The organism is Veillonellaceae bacterium (assembly GCA_012523975.1).
Taxonomy (GTDB): Bacteria; Bacillota; Negativicutes; order JAAYSF01; family JAAYSF01; genus JAAYSF01.
This window is the reverse complement of record JAAYSF010000050.1, coordinates 67001-88083: the sequence shown is the minus strand read 5'-3', so window position 1 is coordinate 88083 and position 21083 is coordinate 67001. Positions and strand designations below refer to the sequence as shown.

Sequence of the window (21083 nt, the reverse complement as noted above, 5' to 3'; positions counted from 1 at the left end):
ACTTTTTCTAAGTGTCAAGTAACTACGGCTCCGACTCATATGACGGTTCCCTTGAGTCTATATAAGGGCTTATATGTTATTTACATCTATTAACGCAAATGACCCAGCAGCGCCTTGAACAGCAAGGCAACTGCTGGGTCATAGTTAATTTTAACTTTATTCCACAGTAACACTCTTAGCCAAATTCCTTGGCTTATCTACATCGCAGCCGCGGGTTATGGCGGCGTAGTAGGCGAGCAGTTGAAGCGGGATTACTGAGAGAATCGGGGTGAGGTATTTTTCGGTTGCCGGAATGAAGATGGTGTGGTCTACGTATTTGCTGATCTGATCATCGCCATTCAGGGCAATACCGATAACTACAGCGTCACGGGCTTTTACTTCTTTAATGTTGCTTAAGGTTTTCTCGTAAACGTCCTTTTGCGTAGCCAGGGCGATTACCGGAATTCCCTCAATAATCAGGGCTAAAGTACCGTGTTTGAGTTCGCCGGCCGCATAGGCTTCGGCATGGATATAGGAAATTTCCTTGAGTTTGAGTGAGCCTTCAAGGGCTACTGCATAGTCGAGCGAGCGACCGATGAAGAAAACGTCCTCATTAAAACCATACTGCTGCGCAAAGGTTTTTATCGGTTCCACATCTTCTAAGAGTTCGTAGGCTTGAGCCGGAAGTTCTCTTAGGCCGTGGATAAGTTCTTTCATACGTTCCGGTTTAAGGGTCTCTTTAAAACCGGCAATATAGAGTGCCAGCATACACATCGTGATGAGCTGGGTAGTGTAAGCTTTAGTCGAGGCTACTGCAATTTCAGGGCCGGCCCAAGTGTAGATAACCTGGTCAGCTTCCCGCGAGATTGAGGAACCTACAACATTGGTTACGGCCAGCGTTCTTGCCCCAAGACGCTTGGCTTCTTTGAGCGCAGCCAACGTATCGCTTGTTTCACCCGATTGGCTGATCACAATAGCTAATGTGTTCTCGTCAACCAGCGGCGAACGGTAGCGGAATTCCGAAGCAATATCGACTTCAACAGGCATGCGGGCTAATTGCTCTAGGTAGTACTTGCCGACAATCCCGGCATGATAGGCTGTACCGCAGGCAACGATAACAATTTTCTTAATTGCCGCAACATCTTCTTTAGTCCATTTAAGCTCATCAAGAATGATGCTACTATCATCTTTGGCTAAACGACCGGTCATGGTTTCGCGAATTGCTTTAGGCTGTTCATAAATCTCTTTAATCATGAAATGCTCATAGCCGCCTCTTTCGGCTGCTTCGGCATCCCAGTTGACTTCAAAGACTTTCTTAGTAATCGGGACACCTTGACGGTTCTGAACCCATACCGAATCTTTCGTAATTATCGCCATTTCACCGTCGCTTAAGATAAAGGTCTTGCGCGTGCGGTTGATAATGGCCGGAATATCAGAAGCAACAAAATTCTCGCCTTCACCTAAGCCGATAACCAGCGGATTATCTTGCTTGGTGCAAATAATTTTATCAGGCTCATGCTCGGTCATGAATACCAACGCATAAGAACCTTCGATTTCGGCAAGCACCTTTTTAACTGATGCTTCAAAATCACCATTCCAGTGTTCTTCCAAAAGGTGAGCAACAACTTCGGTATCTGTCTCTGACGTAAAGACATGGCCTTTAGCAATCAGCTTTTCTTTAATATGAAGATAGTTCTCGATAATACCGTTGTGCACAACAACGAATTTGCCGGTGCAATCGGTATGCGGGTGTGAGTTCACATCGGACGGACGGCCGTGAGTGGCCCAACGGGTGTGGCCAATTCCGACATGGCCCTGCGGCGGATTTTGCTCAATCTTCTTTTCTAATACTCCAAGCCGGCCTACACTCTTTTCGACATTAATAGTATTACCGTCAAAAACAGCGATTCCGGCGGAATCATAGCCGCGATATTCAAGCTTAGTCATGCCTTCAATCAGAAATTGCGCGGCTTCTTTCGGGCCTATATAACCAACAATACCACACATATGGTAAATTCCTCCTAAGTTGTCTTTACATTATATTAACTTGTGTCTGCTTAAACCGTTTTGTCCCGCAGGTCACCCCACGGTTTTGTCGGTTGTTTATCGACCGCAGTAAGGCCGAGAGGCATCCGCTGATTAGTCTCGACAACCTCTTCCTCGTCAACTTACCTCCGGAGTCTGACGCTTTAGCTCGCCAGCCGCTTATAACCAAATTATCGAAAACTTATCCAAAAGTAAGTTCCAGCGCTTATAAAATATTCTTTGTTAAATAACTTGCTGCTATCCATTATCACCTCCTTCGGATACTTATTATATGAATAAAGGAGCACCATGGTGCTCCTATGCAAATCTATTTTAATATAATAAATAGTTCCGGTCAACTAGGACTGTTCTTTTCGAACAACTTCGGCAATTGTATTTACAATCCGCTCAAGATCAGTCATATTAGGGCCTTCAGCCATTACCCTGATTAATGGCTCGGTACCTGACGGCCGCACTAAAATGCGTCCGCTATCACCTAGTTCAGCATCGCCTTCGGCAATGGCCTCTTTAATTGCTTGGTTATCTTCCCAGCCATCTTTTGTTTTGACTCGAACATTTACCAACAGCTGCGGATAGATGGTCATTAGGCCGGCCAGTTCTGACAGCTTCTTGCCACTTTTTTTGACTGCCGCAATCAATTGCAGCGCGGTAATAAGACCATCGCCTGTAGTGCTGTAATGACTGAAAATAATATGACCGGATTGCTCGCCGCCTAAAACATAGCCATGCTCTAACATTGATTCAAGGACATAACGGTCGCCGACTGGGGTGATTTCGACCTTGCCGCCGGCTTTTTTAATGGCCTGGTGAAGGCCGATATTGCTCATAACGGTAGCTACAAGCGTATTTTTGGCCAACTGGCTATTTCTCAAAAGATCAAGCGCGCAGATAACCATCATTTGGTCGCCGTCGACTACCTTGCCATTCTCATCAACTGCCAGGCAGCGGTCAGCATCACCGTCATGAGCAATACCGATGTCGGCTCTATGTTCGATAACGGCTTGCTGCAATTGTTTTAAATAAGTTGAACCGCAGTCGCGGTTAATGTTTATTCCATTGGGCTGATCATTGAGGACAACTACCTCGGCGCCAAGCCTAGTGAGTAAGACCGGTGCTGCTTCACAGGCTGCACCATTAGCACAGTCGACAACAATTTTAAGACCGCTGAAATCCTGTTCCACGGTTTCCAAGACATACTCGATATAGTCCTGAATAAGACGATGGGCATGTTCAATAGTTCCTACCGTCTCCCCGGTCGGACGCGTCATTTGTTCCTGCGCCGCTATTGAAACAAGTTCCTCTAATTTATCTTCAACTGCGTCCGGCAGTTTATAACCAGTGCCGGCAAAAAATTTTATACCGTTATCGGGAAACGGATTATGCGACGCCGAGATGACGGCACCAGCCTGGGCTTTATATTTACGGGTAAGATAAGCTACTGCCGGAGTCGGTACAACACCTGCCAAAATGGCCTTGCCACCGGCTGAACATATCCCGGCCGCTAAAGCTGCTTCCAACATCTGACCGGAAATTCTTGTATCCCGGCCAATAATTATTACGGGTTGGGAATGAGTTTCCTCACCGAAATAAGTTGTCGCCGCCCAGCCCATTCTAAAGGCTAATTCCGGAGTTAATTCTTTATTTGCAAGTCCGCGTACACCATCAGTTCCAAAAAGTCTTCCCATCAACATTCTCCCTTCTCAAATAACAATTATAGCTTATATTTTTGCATAATAGATTGCGCATCAAGGCTCTCGGCGCACAACAACCACCTCAAGCACAGCCTGAGGTGGCAGTTAAAGCCGGCGTGGCTAAATTGGCTAACGCCAAATTATCATCCAATGATACACGAAGATTATTAGTTAGTCTAAGCAACAACTGGTCTCTCCTTTTAGAATCCGGCTCGTGCAATGCTACGGTCTTTTTTCAATGTCGATTCGTACAGTAACATTAGTAGTCTTTGTTATTATGCCTTCTCGTAATTGTAATTGAGCCTGAACCTCGACCGGTTTATCAATATTGGCAAGATTTATCGGTTCGGTAAACACCGACTCAATCTTCTCAATTAGAGTCGGATCGCCGGAAATTTCAATTTTATCCGGTTCGGTTATTATCCTTCGCAATACTACATTCCTGGGAACTTCACTGACCAGGATAGTTTTTACATCGACCGTCTTCTTGTTGATTCCCGCCAGATGTAAGGTAACAGCAGCCTTTTGCGGAGTCAAGGTTACCCCTTTAAGTTCCTTGCCTTGTGGATTAACGGCGATGAGCGGCACCTCGGCAGTAAAATCAGCCGATTTATTATTAACATCAACTAAGGCGATAACCTTATCAACAGTCTCTAGCTGCGTACGCGGCCCTTCAACCCGTACTGATGATACATTAGCACTGCTTTTCGCTACCGTTAAGCCGGTCGGCGGAGTTCCGATCGGTCTTATTTCAACTTGAACAGGACGGCTGATAACCGCATCAAGCTGAATCGATATTTTATCAGGCATTATTTCAACAATATCAATATTTGACGGCGTTGACATATTTACTTTTACGGTATTTATTCCTTCCGATACGCCCCTGACATCGATGTATGCCTTAATATCCTGAGTTGAAATACCGGCAACAACGCTCCGTGGCCCGCGAACTCTGACTCTTACATAATCCGGAGTTTCGCTGATTACCATATTGCTGGCTAGGTTGCGAACTTCAAGTGGGGCCTGATAAGTAACTTCAAGCGGTGGATTCTGCTCGTTCATTACGAAAAGCCAGAGAATTGTAGCAAATACTACTGCTATTATTTTAGCTGTTAAATTTTTTTTAGGAAATCTATCCATTATGATTGCCTCCAGTTGAGAAAATCAGCTAGGGAATTCTGCCTGGTAGCAAACAATGGGCGCAATTTTTCCTTCAAGGTTTCGGTATCTAAATGCCTATCAAGCCGTCCTCCGCGCGCTATTGAAATTACGCCAGATTCTTCACTGACAACGATAACCAAGGCGTCAGTCTGCTCAGAAATACCGATTGCCGCCCGATGCCTTGTACCTAGTTCCTTATTTAGCGACCGATCCTCGGTCAGCGGTAATAAACAGCCGGCCGCCATAATGCGATTGCCGCGCAGGATCGCTGCGCCATCGTGCAACGGTGTATTAGGGATAAATATATTAATAAGAAATTCGCTTGAAACCACACCATCAATTTTTATTCCTGTTTCTATATAGTCGTTTAATCCGGTTTCGCGCTCCAGCACGATTAGCGCACCGATTTTATTTTGGGCTAAGACAGTCACTGTTTTAGTAATACTTTCAATCAAATTGGCCGCAGCTGCTTCGTCCAAAGCGGCTGTTTTGCTGAATAGTTTGCCGCGTCCGAGCTGCTCCAGCGCTCTTCTCAATTCTGGCTGAAACACTATCGGTAAAGCAACCAGGACGACCGTCATGGTTTTCTGCAGCAGCCAGTAAATGACATTGAGACCTAGCCACTTACTGACAAAGTTAGCCATTAATAAAACAACCAGTCCCTTTAGAAGCGCAGTTGCACGGGTATCTTTTATCATAAAATACAGCTTGTACAGCACAAAAGCGACAATTGCTATATCAATAAGATCTAAAAAAGTAATTGTAGATATAATGCCATGAATTTGAAAAAACATCTAAAAACTCCTCAACAAAATATCATCTATATCCATTAATCTATTCTACCCATTATCAGGAAAAACCTTTAACAATTTTTTGCGGAATTTAAAAATAAACACCTCCTGTAATTAATTAACAGGAGGTATTTGGACACTATAATTTACAAACTTCGTCAACCCAGCCGTGTTTGTCTTCCAACTTAGCATATTGGATACCGGTAACTGAGTCAAAGAGCTTTTGCGCGAACTCGCCGGTCTTATTATTGTTGATAGTCATTGTCTTATCCTTCCAAGTTAACTCACCAACAGGCGAAATAACGGCAGCTGTACCGGTACCGAATACCTCTTCTAACTGACCCTTGGTATATGCTTCATATACTTCATCGATTGAAATGCGGCGTTCGGTAGCTTTTACGCCCCATTCACGGCACAGTTCGAGGACTGTTCTTCTCGTCATGCCGCCTAGGATACTTCCTTGAAGAGCCGGAGTGATAATTTCGCCGTTAATTTTAAAGAAGATGTTCATTGTGCCAACTTCTTCGATATATTTCCGTTCAACGGCATCAAGCCATAATACTTGAGCAAAACCAGCTTTTTTGGCTTCGTATTCGGCTCTTAAGCTTGCTGCATAGTTGGCCGGGGTCTTAGCTTCCCCAAGACCGCCTTGTACTGCACGGACGAATCTGTCCTCAACTTTGATTTTAACCGGGTTAAAACCAGCTGCATAATAAGCGCCAACCGGCGACAGGATAATGAACAGCTTGTAAGTATCAGATACCTTTACACCAACGTAGGGGTCAGTGGCAATTATAAACGGACGGATATAAAGAGCAGTCCCAACCGAAGCCGGCACCCAGTCTTTGTCTATTTCGACCAGTTTTCTAAGCGAATCAGCGACAAAGTCAACATCGATTCTTGGGATGCAGAGAGCGTCAGCCGAACGATTGAAGCGGTTCAAATAATCCTTGGTCCTAAAAATAGCGATACGGTTATCGACTGTTCGGAAGGCTTTTATACCTTCAAAGATAGCCTGACCGTAATGGAATACCATAGCCGCCGGGAAACAGGCAAATTCGTCGTAGGCGGTAATACGCGGGGAATGCCAGCCCTGCTCGCGATTGTAATCCATTACAAACATGTGGTCGGTAAAGTGTTTACCGAAACCAAGCTGATCTTCCGGCAGCATTTGGCCTCGTTTTTCAATGGTATTGATAGCTAATTCCATGATATGGCCTCCTTATTTTAAGTGGGCAGTAGGATAAAAGGTGTTTACAACGTTACATTTTGGGAACTATTCCCGTGCGAATTAGCCATATTATATAGCGTTTTTTGTATACGTGTCAAGTATTCTTTGCTGATTGTTAACTATTGCTTGGGCAGTTGTTAATGATTGTTCTACCTGGGCGTACGATGTTCCACCATACGAGTTACGAGCGCTTACACAAGTTTCAATCTTTATGGCTTCGATAATATCATTTTCAAACAAGGGTGAAAACTGTTTAAACTCGTCCAGCGACAAATCCATCAGCCATTTGTTATTGTCGATACAGTAGCGAACTGATTTGCCTACCACTTCATGAGCTTGGCGGAACGGCAGGCCTTTTTTCACGAGATAGTCCGCCATATCGGTGGCGTTTGAAAAATCTTTGCGCACAGCATCAGTCATGCGCGGACCGTTGACTTTCATGGCTTTGAGCATTGAAGCATATACCGTTAGACTGAATTTAACGGTATCAATGGTATCAAACAAGCCTTCCTTGTCCTCTTGCAAGTCTTTGTTATAGGCCAGTGGCAAGCCTTTGGCTACTGTCAGCATGGCCATAAGATGGCCAAACACCCGCCCGGTTTTGCCTCTGACAAGTTCTGCTACATCAGGGTTTTTCTTTTGCGGCATAATGCTCGAACCGGTGCAATGGGCATCGTCGAGGTCGATGAAGGAAAACTCGGTTGACGACCAGAGGATTATTTCTTCGCTGATGCGGCTCAGGTGCATCATTAAAATTGAGGCAAAGGATAAGAACTCTAAGATGTAGTCACGATCACTAACAGCATCAATACTGTTTTCATAAACCTTGCTGAACTTAAGCTGTTCAGCTACAAAATGGCGATCAATTGGGAAGGTTGTCCCAGCCAGTGCGCCGGCGCCAAGCGGCATGATGTCGGTACGCTCATAAACACCGTTCAAACGGGAGAAGTCGCGGGCAAACATATAAAAGTAGGCCAGCATGTGATGCGAGAATAAGATTGGCTGCGCCCGCTGTAAGTGCGTATAACCCGGCATGATAACATCTTGGTATTTCTGTGATACCTCTAAGACCGCTTCTTCTAGGTCAACTAGCAGCTTCGCGATTGTCCCTAACTCGCGCCGCAAATACATATGCGTGTCAACAGCTACCTGATCATTCCGGCTGCGGGCGGTGTGCAGCTTGCCACCAACCGCGCCGATACGTTCTGTTAACCGTCTTTCAATATTCATATGAACATCTTCAAGTGCAATGGTAAATTCAAACTTACCGGCTTCAATCTCGGCCAGGATTTCTTTTAAACCGTTGATGATAAGGTCAGCTTCATCCTGGGAAATAATGCCGCATTTAGCCAGCATAGTCGCATGAGCAATGCTGCCGGCAATGTCTTCACGATACATTCTGCTATCAAAAGAAATGGAGGAAGTAAATTCCTCCACCAAAACGTCGGTACTTTTTGTGAACCGACCGCCCCACATGCTCATTACTTTTTCGCCTCTTTCTGCATCAGAGCGCGGACTTTTAGCGGCAGTCCGAAGAGGTTGATAAAGCCTTCGGCGTCTGCTTGGTTGTATACTTCATCACGACCGAAAGTTACAAAACCTTCGTGATACAAGGAGTATGGCGACTTACTGCCAGCACTCATTATATTTCCTTTATAAAGTTTCAAGCGAACTGTGCCGGATACTGTTTGTTGGGTCGAGTCAACAAACGCATCCAGGGCTTCGCGAAGCGGCGAGAACCACATTCCATCATAAACCAGTTCAGCATAACGGACAGCAACTTGCTCTTTATAGTGAAGTGTTGCCCGGTCAAGAGTCAAATATTCGAGTTCACGGTGAGCATAATACAAAATTGCTCCGCCGGGATTCTCATAAACGCCACGCGATTTCATGCCAACAAGGCGGTTTTCAACTATGTCAGTAATGCCGATGCCATTTTCTGCGCCAATAGCATTAAGCTTTTCAAGCAGAGCAACAGCGTCTAGCTTTTCACCGTTAACAGCAACCGGGATACCTTTTTCAAATTCAATTTCAATATATGATGCTTTATCAGGAGCTTGCTCCGGAGTTTTCGTAACCATGAAAACATCATCCTGTGGCTCATTCCATGGATCCTCTAAGTCAGCGCCTTCATGGCTCAAATGCCAGATATTGCGGTCCATGCTATATGGACGCTTTTTGGTGACCGGAACAGGCACATTGTGCTTTTCAGCATAATCGATAGCATCTTCACGGGAACGGATGTCCCACAGCCGCCAAGGAGCGATTATTGCAAGATGAGGTGCCAGCGCTTTAACGGTGAGTTCAAAGCGAACTTGGTCATTGCCTTTACCTGTTGCGCCGTGAGCAATAGCGTCAGCGCCTTCTTTTTCAGCTATTTCAACCATAGCTTTAGCAATGATTGGTCTGGCGAAGGAAGTACCTAACAGATATTTGCCTTCATAAACTGCGCCGGCCTTTAAGGTCGGCCATACATATTCTTCAATAAACGGCTTAGTCAGATCCTCAATATAAACTTTGCTGGCGCCTGATTTCAGCGCTTTTTCCCTAACAGTGTTGAGCTCATCGCCTTGGCCGACATCAGCGCACATGGCGATTACTTCACAGTTGTAGTTTTCTTTTAGCCAGGGAATGATTACTGATGTATCAAGTCCACCGGAATATGCTAACACTACTTTTTTAATATCACTCATTTTAAAGAGGGCCTCCTTTTATTTTGACGCTTGACTTGGTCAAACGGCTTAAATGTCACCCATTAATAGCGCCATAATCGCTTTTTGAACATGCAATCTGTTTTCGGCTTGGTCGAATACCGCTGATTGCTTACTTTCAATAGCCTCGTCCGTTATTTCCTCGCCCCGGTGGGCTGGCAGACAATGGAGAATTATCGCATCAGGCTTGGCAACTTTTAAGGTGTCCGCGTTGACCTGATAATTTGCAAAAACTTTGGCCCGAATTTGCTGTTCGGCCTCCTGCCCCATGCTTGCCCATACATCGGTATAAAGGACATCAGCATCTTTTGCGGCTTCCAGGGGATCAGTACAAATAGTGATTTTGCTGCCGGTTAAGGCGGCATCTGCCACAGCCTCAGCCACTATAACCTCATTGGGTGCATACTCTTGTGGGGCAGCTATCGTAATATCCATGCCAACTTTAGCACAGGCATGCATAAGCGAGTTCGCCATGTTATTACAGTCTCCGATATAGGTCATCTTAAGACCTTTTAAATTGCCTTTATGCTCCATAACAGTGAAAATATCGGCGAGCGCCTGACAGGGATGCTGCAAGTCTGTAAGGGCGTTTATTACCGGTACTGTTGCATATTGAGCTAACTCAGTGACGATATCATGTGAAAATGTCCGGATCATGATTCCGTCAACATAACGGGATAGAACCCGCGCGGTATCCTTTATCGGCTCACCCCGGCCTATCTGCATATCTCTCGAACTCAAAAACAAACCCATGCCGCCAAGCTGCCACATTCCTACCTCAAAAGAAACGCGTGTACGGGTTGATGCTTTCTCAAAAATCATCCCGAGTGTTTTACCCTTTAAGATGTGATGCTCTATTCCCTTTTTTTGCTTGGCTTTGAGTTCTGCCGCCAACTCAAGAATTTGCTGCACTTCGGCACACGACAAGTCATGAATTGACAGTAAGTCTTTTTTTCCCTTTAGGACCATAGTTTTTCCCCCACTTAACAATTATAACACGCAAATATGATAAAATTAACAGTTTCGGTAAATTGTTCATCACACTTCGCTCCGTTGTGTTCGCAATGACATCATTAAGCTGTACAATTATCTAGCTTGACTAACCTAATTTCCTAGCTGTCATCGCGAGCGTAGCACGGCGATCTATCTTTTAACTATAACGTTGCCAAAACTTCGTCTAGCACCTTAACTACTTCATCAGCATGACTTTTGCTGATATTGAGCGGCGGTACCAATCTCAGCACGTTTCCGGCTGTACAGTTAATGATAACGCCTTTATCTAGACACTTTCCGACAATATCACGCCCGGGCTGACTAAGATTAATTCCAATCATCAATCCCTTACCGCGAACCTCAGTGATAAGCGCAGGATACTTTTGTTGAAGCTTTTTCAGCGCTTCTACCATATATGAACCTACCGCTTCAGCGTTGGAAGCAAGGTTTTCTTCCTTCATTACGCGTAACACAGCATTAGCTGCAGCGCACGCCAACGGATTGCCGCCGAAGGTTGAGCCATGATCGCCAGGGCCGAAGACATTGGCCACCTTGTCTTGAGCTAAAAATGCCCCTATCGGTACACCGCCGCCTAAGCCTTTGGCCATGGTTACAATATCGGGCTTGATATTAAAATGCTCATAAGCAAACATCTTACCGGTTCGGCCCACGCCTGTCTGAATTTCATCGAAGATCAGCAGAATGTCTTGTTGATCGCATAGCTGACGGACTTTTTCCAAATAACCTTCGGCCGGTACATTGACACCGCCTTCACCTTGAATCGGTTCAAGCATAATTGCGCAGGTATTAGGCGTCACCGCTGCTTTGAGCGCCTCGAAGTCATTATAGGGCACATATTTAAAGCCGGCCGGCAGGGGCTCATAGCCTTTTTGATACTTAGGCTGGGCTGTTGCTGTCAAGGTAGCCAACGTCCGCCCGTGAAAGCCATGTTCAGCCGAAATTATTTCGAGTTTATCCGGACTAATTGTCTTACCGTATTTTCGCGCCAGTTTTATAGCGCCCTCATTGGCTTCGGCCCCGCTATTGGCTAGGAAAACCTTATCGAGTCCGCTTAGTTCAGCCAGCGAAGTTACTAACATGGCTTGTTCCTCAGTGTAATACAGATTTGAACAATGAATAAGCTTGCCGGCTTGCTTGGCAATAGCCGCTACCAGTTTAGGATGAGCATGACCCAGCACATTTACCGCGATACCGGCCAGAAAGTCTAAATATTTTTTACCCTCGGCATCATATACATACGGACCTTCGCCATGGGATAAAACGATTGGATACCGGGCGAACACCGGCATATAATGCTGCCGGTCGAGCTCCATGATTTGGTTTTTATCCACAAAACTTCACCTCTATACGGCTATTTAACAACTTCAGTACCAATTCCCTTGGCGGTGAATACTTCAAGCAATAGCGAATGCGGCTGCCGACCGTCAATAATATGCGTCTTTACCGCCCCGCCCGCCAAGGCCCGGATACATGATTCTACTTTCGGAATCATCCCACCATCAATAGCATGGCTTTTAATCATCTGCTGAGCTTCAGTAAAACCTAAAGTTGAGATAAAAGTGCTCTTGTCATGATAATCACGGTAAATACCTTCGGTATCGGTCAGCAGCAATAGCTTCTCGGCTTTGAGTGCTCCGGCTACTTCACCTGCTACATAATCAGCGTTGATATTGTAGGTTTCATTGGCAGTGCTGACGCCGACGGGCGCGATTACCGGTATATAGTCATTGTCAAGGAGAGTTGTTAGTATATCAGTATTAATCTTCTCGATATCGCCGACAAAGCCAATATCCACTTCCTTGATCTCATCATTCTCATGAACTTTAGCCAAGTGCTTCTTGGCAATGATAAGGTCAGCGTCTTTGCCGCTCAGACCGACCGCCTTAGCGCCTTGGTGATTAATAAGACTGACAATCTCAGTGTTAATTTTCCCGACCAATACCATTTCAGCGACCGACACTGTTTCCTCATCGGTTATTCTGAGGCCGCTGACGAAGGCCGACTGTTTGCCCATCTGCTTGAGCATACCGGTAATTTCCGGGCCGCCCCCATGGACAACAACCGGCTTCATGCCAATATATTTCATCAGGATAATGTCCTTGATGACGCTATGCTTCAGCTGATTATTAATCATGGCGTTACCGCCGTATTTTATTACGATGGTTTTGCCATAGAATTTCTGCATATACGGCAAAGCTTCAATTAGCACCGCCGCTTGTTCAATTGCACTGCTTATTTTAATCGCCCCCTTATGCTTAGGTGTGGTACTCACCGTTGATTTTTACATATTCATAAGAGAAATCGCAGGTCCAAACAGTAGCTTCTTCTTGGCCCATGCCCAAATCAACCGTAACTTTGATATCATGCGCCGCCATAACCGCCCGCAGCGCCTGCTCATCGTAGTCAAGCGGCAGTCCGCCGTCAACCAGTTTGACATTGCCAATTAAAAGCGAGGTTTTTTCTGGAGTCACATTGGCCTCTGAATAGCCTACGGCGCAGATTATCCGTCCCCAGTTAGGGTCCTGACCAAAGAAAGCAGTTTTAACGAGCGGGGATTTGGCAATAGCCATTGCCGCTTTCTTGGCATCTGCGAAACTTTCTGCTCCTTTTACTGTTATTTCCAAGAATTTTGTCGCGCCTTCACCGTCACGTGCTACCATTTTGGCCAGAACAATGCAAAGTTCGCGGAGCGCAATGGAGAAGTTTATATATTCCGGCATGTCAGCACTGTCGATAAGTCTGTTTCCGGCAAGTCCATTGGCCATTACCGCTACCATGTCATTAGTGCTGGTGTCACCGTCGACGGTAATCATGTTAAAAGAAACATTAACAGCATCGGTTAACGCCTTTTGTAGCAGTTCCGGTGTTATTGCCGCGTCGGTAGTTATGAAAGCAAGCATGGTGGCCATATTAGGATGAATCATGCCTGAACCCTTAGCCATACCGGCCATTGTTACTTTGGCATCACCGAACATAAAATCGATTGCCACTGATTTAGGGAAGGTATCGGTCGTCATGATAGCTTGGCGGGCTTTATTGTGGTCGTCTTCCGACAGCATATTTACGGCTTTTTCAATACCTGCTTCAACTTTATCCATCGGTAAATTTACACCGATAATACCTGTTGAAGCTACTACTACCTGGTTTTCCTCAATATTAAGCAGTGACGCTGTTTTGCGCGCCATTGCCTCAGCATTCGCTAATCCGACATCGCCCGTGCAGGCATTAGCGCAGCCGGCATTAACAACGAATGCCGATATTTTGCCGCCTGCAACATTGCGGCGGGAAACAATAACCGGCGCGGCCGCCATTACGTTGGTGGTAAAAACAGCTGCTCCGGCTGCCGGAACAGTACTATAAACGATGGCTAAGTCTTCTTTACCGCTCTTTTTGATGCCGGCCTTAACACCAGACGCTTTAAACCCCTTCGGAGCTGTTATCATCGGATCAATTATATTAATCATATTAGTTGCCTCCTTATTTACTTAGCTTGCTTTCATATTTTCTATTTCTATTTTCTAAATTACTAATTTTCAAATCTATCATGGATATAACGGTGCTTGTGTTAAACCGGTTTTTTCATCCAAGCCAAATAAGACATTCATATTTTGTACGGCCTGACCTGCAGCGCCTTTGACAAGGTTATCGATTGCCGAGATGACAACGACGCGATTGGTGCGGCTGTCAACGTGCCAACCGATATCGCAGAAATTTGAGCCTCGGGTATTTTTAGTGGCAGGGTAGCCGCCACGGCCTAACAGACGGATAAAATATTCCTCGCCATACAGCGCGTTAAAGGCTTCATCTACTTGCTCCGCCGTTACACCTTGGTTAAGGCTGGCATAGCAGGTGCTTAAAATACCACGGGCCATCGGAATGAGATGCGGTGTGAAATTTATTACAACCTCTTGACCGGCTAATTCTGTCAAAGCCTGCTCAATCTCCGGAGTGTGGCGATGACCCCCAACATTATAGGCTTTTAAGTTTTCAAACATCTCGGTGAAATGGCTGTTTAGGCTGAGACTGCGTCCTGCCCCCGAAACGCCAGATTTGGCATCAACAATAATGGTATCTAGTTTAATCAGGTTGTTCTTTGCCAACGGCGCTAGCGCCAAGATGCTTGCTGTCGTATAACAGCCAGGATTACCCACAATATTTGCTGTCTTTACCTGTTGTCGGTACAGTTCGGTTAAGCCATATACAGCTTTAGCTTCCTGATGGGTGTGTTCGACTTTATACCACTTTTCATAGACCTTGGTATCACGGAACCGATAATCGGCCCCAAGATCAATAATCTTGACATTTTGCCCGGCCAACTGTTTACCGACGGCCATGGCATGGCCATGGGGCAAACCAATAAAGACAACATCACTATTAGCTGCAATCGTTGTTAAGTCTTTAAGACTGTCTAAGGTGTTATCGTAAAACTTGGTCAAATGCGGGTATGCATTATTAATCGCTATACCGGTGCTGCTTTCAGACGTAATATGAACAATTTCGGCTTCGGGATGGCCGGATAATATGCGCAGCAGCTCTTCGCCGGTATAACCTGTTGCACCGATTATGCTGACTTTCATGACATCTCCCCCTATATTAGTTATAATTATACACCCATATTGAATATTAATGCAATATGTTTTTTAAAAACACGCGGCCGACACGTAACTAAAAAACTCGGCTTTCGCCGAGTTATTTTAAAATGCCACTGTTCCGCTGATTTTTATCTGCATTCCGCAGGCCAGGCATTTTTTATCATCGGTCAGAGAACTCTTTTCCCCATAACGGTCGATGACCACCTGCCCGCATCGTGGACAGTAGGTATCACTGCCGTTACTGCCAATGTTGCCTAAATAAACATAGTTTAAATACTGCCGGGCAGTTTCATAAGCCATTTCCATAGTTTTTAACGGCGTTGGCTGCTCCCGCATCTTGTAGTTAGGAAAGTAACGGGAAAAATGCAGTGGAATATCTTTGCTTATACCGGCTAGCCACTTAGCCAGATCACGCAGTTCTGCCTGGCTGTCATTAAGGTTTGGAACTATCAGCGTTGTGATTTCAACATGACAGTCCTCAGCAGCCTGCTCTACTGTTCTTTTTACATCATCAAGCCGGCCGGCGCAAATTTTATGGTAATATTCGCTGTTAAAGGCCTTTATGTCGATATTCAGCGCGTCGATAAACGGAAGCAGTTCAGCGAGCGGATCCTTATTTATAAAGCCATTGGTTACAAGCACATTTTTAAGCCCGGCTTCATGACCGGCTTTAGCTGTATCCAATATGTATTCGTACCACACGCTGGGCTCGGAATAGGTAAAAGCAATGCCAATATTTCGCTTTCCTTGCTTGAGGGCGAGCTCAACGGCCTTATCGGGCAGCAGTTCGATAGTCTCCGGGTCGGCTTGGGCAATCTGCCAATTCTGACAAAACTGACAGGCAAAGTTGCAACCCCAAGTACCAAGCGAAAGAATATAGTTGCCGGGATAAAAGTGGTAAAGCGGTTTTTTTTCAATCGGGTCCAGTGCATATGATGAACAGGCGGCGTAATTCTGAGTATATAACTTACCGTCAATGTTCTTACGCACCCGGCAAAAGCCTGTCCGACCTTGCCCAATTATGCATTCCTTGGGACAAAGCTGACAGATGGCTTTGCTATCCTCCGTGCGATAATACCGTGCCTCGCGCATCAATGTCACCTCAGAATATGGCTGATGAGCCGTTTTAATGATATCTAGTTACAAAAAAGCGGAATAATTCGATTTCTTGGTCAGGCGCTATCCCGGCCTTCTGCATGGCAATCCCAATTTGTTCTTCAACAGTATCGACGCCTTCAAGTGCCGGCAGCAGCAGTCCGCTGCGGTAGCCGCGTTTGACAATAACGCCGTACTTCTGCGGATCAAGTTCCTTGATACTGTCTACCTTCTCGGGAGCAGACAAAATATCAACTGAAAACTCTATATCAGGAAGCTCATCAAGTCTTACCGGTTCAAAACGGGGATCATGAATGCCGGCACTGATGGCCATCTCTATTATCTCGGCGGCCAGGTTGGGCTGGGTAGGTTTAAAAGTTCCAATACAGCCGCGCAATTGACCAGACTTTTTCAATGAGACAAAGGCGCCTGCTCTATTGGCAAGTTCGGGCGGCAGTTCCTTGGGGATAGGGATTTTCTGTCCGGTTTCAAGATAGTGCCTTAAACTATCCTGAGCCAATTTTACGGGTGCACTGACCTCAGCCACTTTTATTGCCTCCCTTTTCACTGTCCTTAACACTGATGAATGCTATACCATAGCCTACTCCAAAGGGGCCTTCATAGGACAGAATTTTGGCCGTAGACTCCAAGCCTCCCAAAACCCCCATCATGAACAGTACTGGCCTTAGGCCGCACTCGCCTGCCTCATCAACTAGCTGAGGATCAATATTTAAAAGCGCTTTGACGTCGTGATTCTTAATTGCTTCAAGCAGCAGTTCATCAAACTCCTTGCCGCGCGGACTATAGCCGGCAGGAGCGTCCAGTGTTAGCCGGTGCGATAAATCTCCTGACGCAATCACAGTCACCTTCTTGTCCGCCATATCAATAGCCGCTTGAACGGCCTTGCCAAAGGTGTACATTTCCTCGTAGGGCATCATTCCAATGGATAAATGGACAAGCTGGCCTTTAAAACCAGCTTTATGTAAATAATATAATGGTACCACTGCACCATGGTCGAGTTCCAAGTTGAGGCGGTAGTTCTTTGCTAAGTCGTCCGTTAGTTCTATTAGGTTTACACCAAGGCGTTTGGCTTGTTTTAAAATGTGCCGGACTAACAGGCCGTCAGTTTCAAAGGCAACCGAAACATCTGGAACGCCAAAAGCAGCCAAGTTACCTTTTAAACGGGGATGAATACTGATGCTGGCAGCATCTTCAAAGACCGGACCATGGGGGGTAATAATTACGATGGTTTGGGGGTTATCTTCTTTTATTAAGCGAGCTACTTCTTCAGCCGAATTGACAGTAGCCTGTATTTTAACTAGCTCACTTCCACCAACTTCAGGAATCATAATTGGCGGATGCGGCATGAGAGCGCAACTTACCAGTTTTGTCACTATATCACTCCTTTGAGTACCAATACATCCTAAACCCTAGTCTGTTCAAAAACGAGCATAGCAAGGCGCATTTCAACAGACTTTAGTTTATCTTGCTGCATTTTGGCTAAAATGATACGCTAAGGCTTTAGCAATCTGATTTGCCAGTTTTTGTTGATATGAGCTATCTGCCAGCAAATTTGCCTCGGTTTTATTTGTTATATAACCCGTTTCTACTAATATACCCGGAATAGTGGTTGCTTTCAACAAAACAATGTCGTTATCCTGCTTAGCCTGACGGCGATTACCGGGCGGAAAGCCTTTTAAGGCTAGCTGGGCTATCTCAGCCAATCCTTTATTGTCTTGATTACCGTAAAAAATCTGTGCGCCTTTCTGCCGTTCATCACGGATAGCATTGCAATGAACACTTACAAATAGCTGAGCGCCCGAAGTATTGATAATTTCTGCGCGTTTTAGTAAATCGTTCCGTTTTCCGCCCTTACCGCGTGTATAGTAATCATTGTCGCCTTCACGAGTCATTATTACCTGCGCGCCGTTTGCTTTTAAAATATCAGCAAGCTTTAAGGCTATGGCCAGCGTAATATCCTTTTCCGATAAACCATTACCTTTGGCACCGCTGTCAATCCCCCCATGGCCAGGGTCTAGAGCAATAACCTTTCCTGCCAGGCTAGAGAGATCAGTAGAATCTATGTCTTCGGAAACAAAATACTGCAATGTCAATAAATTGATGGCCACAACTACAATGCTAAATACAACTATCTTTTGCAGAACTTTGCGACGAACTGATAAAATGCGCACAATGCATCCCCCCCGAAATCACTCCCTACACATTATGCCGGAAAAGTAAGGGCTATGCCGCCCAGTATAGCCAAAAAACGACATTTGCTGTAAAATAATAATTGATAATATCGCAATCTAAAATCGGAGTTAAATTGGTTCACCAATTTAAGGAGGCGTAATGGGTAAGCGTTTTTTTATTCTGCTTGTTATTTTGTTTGCCGCATCATTTTTATACGCAGGGGGCGGCAGCCTGATTAATTCGGTGGTACCGTCAAAACAAACCGAACAAACGATTTCAAGTCTGAAAAACGGCTGGGACAAATTATACCGGGTAATCGCTCTTAAATCGGCTGTTAATGCCAAACTAAACAAGAACAACTATACAAAGCTTGAAGATATCCCGCTCACGATGCAGCAGGCCGTCATTGCAGTTGAGGATAACCGCTACTACCAGCATGTGGGATTCGATATCGAAGGCATTATCCGCGCAAGTCTGGTCAACCTTCAGAGCGGTTCAATCGTGGAAGGCGGCAGCACTATTACTCAACAGCTTGTCCGCAATCTATTTTTGACCCACGACAGATCACTCACGCGTAAAGTCGAAGAGATTATATTGGCAATCGATATGGAAATGCGCTATTCAAAAGAGGAAATCCTTGAAATGTATCTTAATACCGTATATTTTGGGTCAGGCACTTATGGTATTGATCAAGCCGCCAAGATATATTTCGGCAAAGAGCCGGCGAAGCTCACTTTGGCCGAGTGTTCAATGTTAGCCGGTCTGCCCAATGCTCCTTCATTGATTTCCCCCTACGTTAACTTTTCCGCCGCTAAAGGCCGGCAGGCTGTGGTACTTTCGACAATGGTTAAGAACGGTTATATCAGTCCCAGTATGGCTGAACAAGCTAAGCTGACACCGATAAAACTCGCCAAATAAAAAAGAGGCTAATAGCCTCTTTTTTATTTAAAAGAAATTTTTAATTGGCTTGTAGTTATCACTATCGAACTGTTCTTGAACAACCATGCGTTTAGTTCGTTCTATGGTAAATTCGCGGATATATGTATTTTCATCGATGAATTTCGGGTCCTTTATCAGGCGGCCTTCTTCCTGAATATTAAAAGCTAAAACTGTATAGTTACCTTTATGTAATGCCGGCTCAGCTTTGACTGCAACCCCCATAGTTACCGGAGACTGCAGTTCCTGAAACTGTCTTGTAACCTGGTCATAGCTAATAAAAACCTCAGCCTTTGGATGTGTTACTAATTGATAAACTTCAGGAAAATAGTCCTTTAATTCCTTAATTTTAATCGCCATATTCGGCGTAAACCGTTGTGCTATTACCGGAGCCTCAGGCCGGTCATTCAGATACATTACTTCCATTTGAATTCCCAAACCCTGACGTTCAAAGCTATAGGTAAATGAGGCCGCTTTAGCCCTTTTTTTGCCCTTTTGCTCCCATTCTTGCTTAGGCCATAATTGATTATCAGTATCTATGGCCATGCGATATTCACCATACTGGCTGGCAATAGTGGTTTTTGTGTCATCAAGGCTGGCAAAAGCCGTGCTGCCGGTAATGGTCATAACGGCCATCAAAGCAGCCGCCGCGAGTTTCTTCATTTAAGATTCCCCCATACTTCATAATATGGATAATATTACACTTTAAGGGATAATAATCCTGCCGAATCAAGCAAAAACAAAACCCAGAAAGATAATTCTTTCTGGGTTGAATGTTGTATTAACGTTTTGAGAACTGAGAAGCTTTACGCGCTTTTTTGAGGCCGTATTTGCGGCGTTCTTTTTCACGCGGGTCGCGGGTTAAGAAACCAGCTTTTTTTAGTGATGAACGGTAGTCAAGGTCAACGCGGAGCAGAGCACGGGCGATACCATGACGTACTGCGCCGGCTTGCCCGGATGGGCCCCCTCCCTCAACTTTGGCAATAACATCGTATTTACCGAGAGTATCGGTTAAGTTAAGCGGTTGCTTAACGATAAGCTCAAGCGTCGGACGACCGAAGTATTCTAAAACTTGACGGCCATTAATAGTGATATTGCCTTCTCCCGGAACCAGACGAACTCTGGCAACCGAGGTCTTTCTGCGGCCTGTGCCGTAGTAGTTAACCAATGCCATTTAAATGTTCCTCCCTTCCGGTTTATTTAATATTTAATTCAAGTACTTCGGGCTTTTGAGCTTCATGCGGATGAGCCGGGCCGCGATATACTTTGAGTTTGCGATACATTGCACGACCAAGACGGTTTTTCGGCAGCATACCTTTAACCGCGAATTCAACCAATCTTTCCGGTCTGTCAGCCAACAGTTTGCCAGCTGGGGTGAAAGTAGTTCCACCTGGGTAACCAGAATGACGGAAGTAAGTCTTTTGAACAAGTTTTTTACCAGTGAGCACAACTTTATCAGCGTTAACTACGATAACATGATCGCCGGTATCAACATGCGGTGTGTAGGTCGGTTTATGTTTGCCGCGAAGAATCTTTGCAACTTCAGCAGCTAGTCTACCTAAAGTTTTACCTTCGGCATCTACTACGTACCACTTACGTTCGATAGTGGCGGCGTTTGCCATGAATGTTGTTTTCATGTCGAT

The 21083-nt window shown here is 45.3% G+C and carries 20 protein-coding genes; 1 reads left to right on the top strand and 19 read right to left on the bottom strand.

Annotation, left to right across the window (positions count from 1 at the left end):
- Positions 1-156 precede the first annotated feature (156 nt).
- From glmS to GX348_07180, 16 genes are all read right to left on the bottom strand, one after another.
- Positions 157-1986 (bottom strand): glutamine--fructose-6-phosphate transaminase (isomerizing), encoded by a 1830-nt coding sequence (gene glmS / locus GX348_07255; GenBank protein ID NLP41980.1) that lies wholly within the window; start codon positions 1984-1986, stop codon positions 157-159.
- 377 nt (positions 1987-2363) lie between these two features.
- A complete protein-coding gene (locus GX348_07250) occupies positions 2364-3710 on the bottom strand; it encodes a phosphoglucosamine mutase (protein NLP41979.1) in 1347 nt (448 codons plus the stop codon).
- 228 nt (positions 3711-3938) lie between these two features.
- The gene (locus GX348_07245; protein ID NLP41978.1) at positions 3939-4856 is read right to left on the bottom strand and encodes a hypothetical protein; all 918 of its coding nucleotides are present in this window, start codon (positions 4854-4856) and stop codon (positions 3939-3941) included.
- The gene (locus tag GX348_07240; GenBank protein NLP41977.1) at positions 4856-5671 is read right to left on the bottom strand and encodes a TIGR00159 family protein; all 816 of its coding nucleotides are present in this window, start codon (positions 5669-5671) and stop codon (positions 4856-4858) included. The genes GX348_07245 and GX348_07240 overlap by 1 nt, the downstream gene beginning before the upstream one ends.
- A 136-nt stretch (positions 5672-5807) precedes the next feature.
- On the bottom strand, positions 5808-6878 hold the full coding sequence (locus tag GX348_07235; GenBank protein NLP41976.1) for a branched-chain amino acid aminotransferase: 1071 nt from the start codon (positions 6876-6878) through the stop codon (positions 5808-5810).
- A 90-nt stretch (positions 6879-6968) separates the two neighbouring features.
- Positions 6969-8381 carry an argininosuccinate lyase gene (gene argH, locus GX348_07230; protein NLP41975.1) on the bottom strand — a complete coding sequence of 471 codons (1413 nt, stop codon included), beginning with the start codon at positions 8379-8381 and terminating at the stop codon, positions 6969-6971.
- Complete coding sequence (locus GX348_07225) at positions 8381-9592, bottom strand: argininosuccinate synthase (GenBank protein NLP41974.1); 1212 nt, start codon at positions 9590-9592, stop codon at positions 8381-8383. Before GX348_07225 ends, argH begins: the two co-directional genes overlap by 1 nt.
- A 48-nt stretch (positions 9593-9640) precedes the next feature.
- A complete protein-coding gene (gene argF / locus GX348_07220) occupies positions 9641-10579 on the bottom strand; it encodes an ornithine carbamoyltransferase (GenBank protein NLP41973.1) in 939 nt (312 codons plus the stop codon).
- Between the two features lie 185 nt (positions 10580-10764).
- Positions 10765-11937, bottom strand: coding sequence for an acetylornithine transaminase (locus tag GX348_07215; GenBank protein NLP41972.1), 1173 nt, complete (start codon positions 11935-11937; stop codon positions 10765-10767).
- Positions 11938-11975: 38 nt separating this feature from the next.
- The gene (argB, locus tag GX348_07210) at positions 11976-12860 is read right to left on the bottom strand and encodes an acetylglutamate kinase (protein NLP41971.1); all 885 of its coding nucleotides are present in this window, start codon (positions 12858-12860) and stop codon (positions 11976-11978) included.
- 19 nt (positions 12861-12879) lie between these two features.
- Positions 12880-14088, bottom strand: a complete 1209-nt coding sequence (argJ, locus tag GX348_07205) for a bifunctional glutamate N-acetyltransferase/amino-acid acetyltransferase ArgJ (GenBank protein ID NLP41970.1) — start codon at positions 14086-14088, stop codon at positions 12880-12882.
- Between the two features lie 78 nt (positions 14089-14166).
- Complete coding sequence (locus GX348_07200; GenBank protein ID NLP41969.1) at positions 14167-15201, bottom strand: N-acetyl-gamma-glutamyl-phosphate reductase; 1035 nt, start codon at positions 15199-15201, stop codon at positions 14167-14169.
- A gap of 117 nt (positions 15202-15318) precedes the next feature.
- Positions 15319-16308: an AmmeMemoRadiSam system radical SAM enzyme gene (amrS, locus tag GX348_07195; protein ID NLP41968.1), complete on the bottom strand. Its 990-nt coding sequence runs from the start codon at positions 16306-16308 to the stop codon at positions 15319-15321.
- A gap of 34 nt (positions 16309-16342) precedes the next feature.
- The gene (gene amrA, locus GX348_07190; GenBank protein ID NLP41967.1) at positions 16343-16858 is read right to left on the bottom strand and encodes an AmmeMemoRadiSam system protein A; all 516 of its coding nucleotides are present in this window, start codon (positions 16856-16858) and stop codon (positions 16343-16345) included.
- Positions 16851-17678, bottom strand: coding sequence for an AmmeMemoRadiSam system protein B (gene amrB / locus GX348_07185; GenBank protein NLP41966.1), 828 nt, complete (start codon positions 17676-17678; stop codon positions 16851-16853). The genes amrA and amrB overlap by 8 nt, the downstream gene beginning before the upstream one ends.
- 114 nt (positions 17679-17792) lie before the next feature.
- Complete coding sequence (locus GX348_07180) at positions 17793-18503, bottom strand: cell wall hydrolase (GenBank protein ID NLP41965.1); 711 nt, start codon at positions 18501-18503, stop codon at positions 17793-17795.
- A gap of 160 nt (positions 18504-18663) precedes the next feature.
- Between GX348_07180 and GX348_07175 the strand changes: the two genes are divergently transcribed.
- Positions 18664-19422, top strand: coding sequence for a glycosyl transferase family 51 (locus GX348_07175; GenBank protein ID NLP41964.1), 759 nt, complete (start codon positions 18664-18666; stop codon positions 19420-19422).
- 27 nt (positions 19423-19449) lie between these two features.
- On the opposite strand, the gene GX348_07170 is transcribed toward GX348_07175, so the two are convergent.
- The 3 genes from GX348_07170 to rplM form a co-directional block, all read right to left on the bottom strand.
- Positions 19450-20103: a hypothetical protein gene (locus GX348_07170; protein ID NLP41963.1), complete on the bottom strand. Its 654-nt coding sequence runs from the start codon at positions 20101-20103 to the stop codon at positions 19450-19452.
- Between the two features lie 118 nt (positions 20104-20221).
- The gene (gene rpsI, locus GX348_07165) at positions 20222-20614 is read right to left on the bottom strand and encodes a 30S ribosomal protein S9 (protein NLP41962.1); all 393 of its coding nucleotides are present in this window, start codon (positions 20612-20614) and stop codon (positions 20222-20224) included.
- A gap of 22 nt (positions 20615-20636) precedes the next feature.
- A complete protein-coding gene (gene rplM, locus GX348_07160; protein ID NLP41961.1) occupies positions 20637-21077 on the bottom strand; it encodes a 50S ribosomal protein L13 in 441 nt (146 codons plus the stop codon).
- Positions 21078-21083 lie beyond the last annotated feature (6 nt).

What these genes read in the sequence shown, in the direction of transcription:
- glmS (NLP41980.1), bottom strand. Translation starts at nt 1,986, where the DNA reads ATGTGTGGTATTGTTGGTTATATAGGCCCGAAAGAAGCCGCGCAATTT.
- GX348_07250 (NLP41979.1), bottom strand. Translation starts at nt 3,710, where the DNA reads ATGGGAAGACTTTTTGGAACTGATGGTGTACGCGGACTTGCAAATAAA.
- GX348_07245 (NLP41978.1), bottom strand. Translation starts at nt 4,856, where the DNA reads ATGGATAGATTTCCTAAAAAAAATTTAACAGCTAAAATAATAGCAGTA.
- GX348_07240 (NLP41977.1), bottom strand. Translation starts at nt 5,671, where the DNA reads ATGTTTTTTCAAATTCATGGCATTATATCTACAATTACTTTTTTAGAT.
- GX348_07235 (NLP41976.1), bottom strand. Translation starts at nt 6,878, where the DNA reads ATGGAATTAGCTATCAATACCATTGAAAAACGAGGCCAAATGCTGCCG.
- argH (NLP41975.1), bottom strand. Translation starts at nt 8,381, where the DNA reads ATGAGCATGTGGGGCGGTCGGTTCACAAAAAGTACCGACGTTTTGGTG.
- GX348_07225 (NLP41974.1), bottom strand. Translation starts at nt 9,592, where the DNA reads ATGAGTGATATTAAAAAAGTAGTGTTAGCATATTCCGGTGGACTTGAT.
- argF (NLP41973.1), bottom strand. Translation starts at nt 10,579, where the DNA reads ATGGTCCTAAAGGGAAAAAAAGACTTACTGTCAATTCATGACTTGTCG.
- GX348_07215 (NLP41972.1), bottom strand. Translation starts at nt 11,937, where the DNA reads ATGGAGCTCGACCGGCAGCATTATATGCCGGTGTTCGCCCGGTATCCA.
- argJ (NLP41970.1), bottom strand. Translation starts at nt 14,088, where the DNA reads ATGATTAATATAATTGATCCGATGATAACAGCTCCGAAGGGGTTTAAA.
- GX348_07200 (NLP41969.1), bottom strand. Translation starts at nt 15,201, where the DNA reads ATGAAAGTCAGCATAATCGGTGCAACAGGTTATACCGGCGAAGAGCTG.
- amrS (NLP41968.1), bottom strand. Translation starts at nt 16,308, where the DNA reads ATGCGCGAGGCACGGTATTATCGCACGGAGGATAGCAAAGCCATCTGT.
- amrB (NLP41966.1), bottom strand. Translation starts at nt 17,678, where the DNA reads ATGCCGCATCCGCCAATTATGATTCCTGAAGTTGGTGGAAGTGAGCTA.
- GX348_07175 (NLP41964.1), top strand. Translation starts at nt 18,664, where the DNA reads ATGGGTAAGCGTTTTTTTATTCTGCTTGTTATTTTGTTTGCCGCATCA.
- GX348_07170 (NLP41963.1), bottom strand. Translation starts at nt 20,103, where the DNA reads ATGAAGAAACTCGCGGCGGCTGCTTTGATGGCCGTTATGACCATTACC.
- rpsI (NLP41962.1), bottom strand. Translation starts at nt 20,614, where the DNA reads ATGGCATTGGTTAACTACTACGGCACAGGCCGCAGAAAGACCTCGGTT.
- rplM (NLP41961.1), bottom strand. Translation starts at nt 21,077, where the DNA reads ATGAAAACAACATTCATGGCAAACGCCGCCACTATCGAACGTAAGTGG.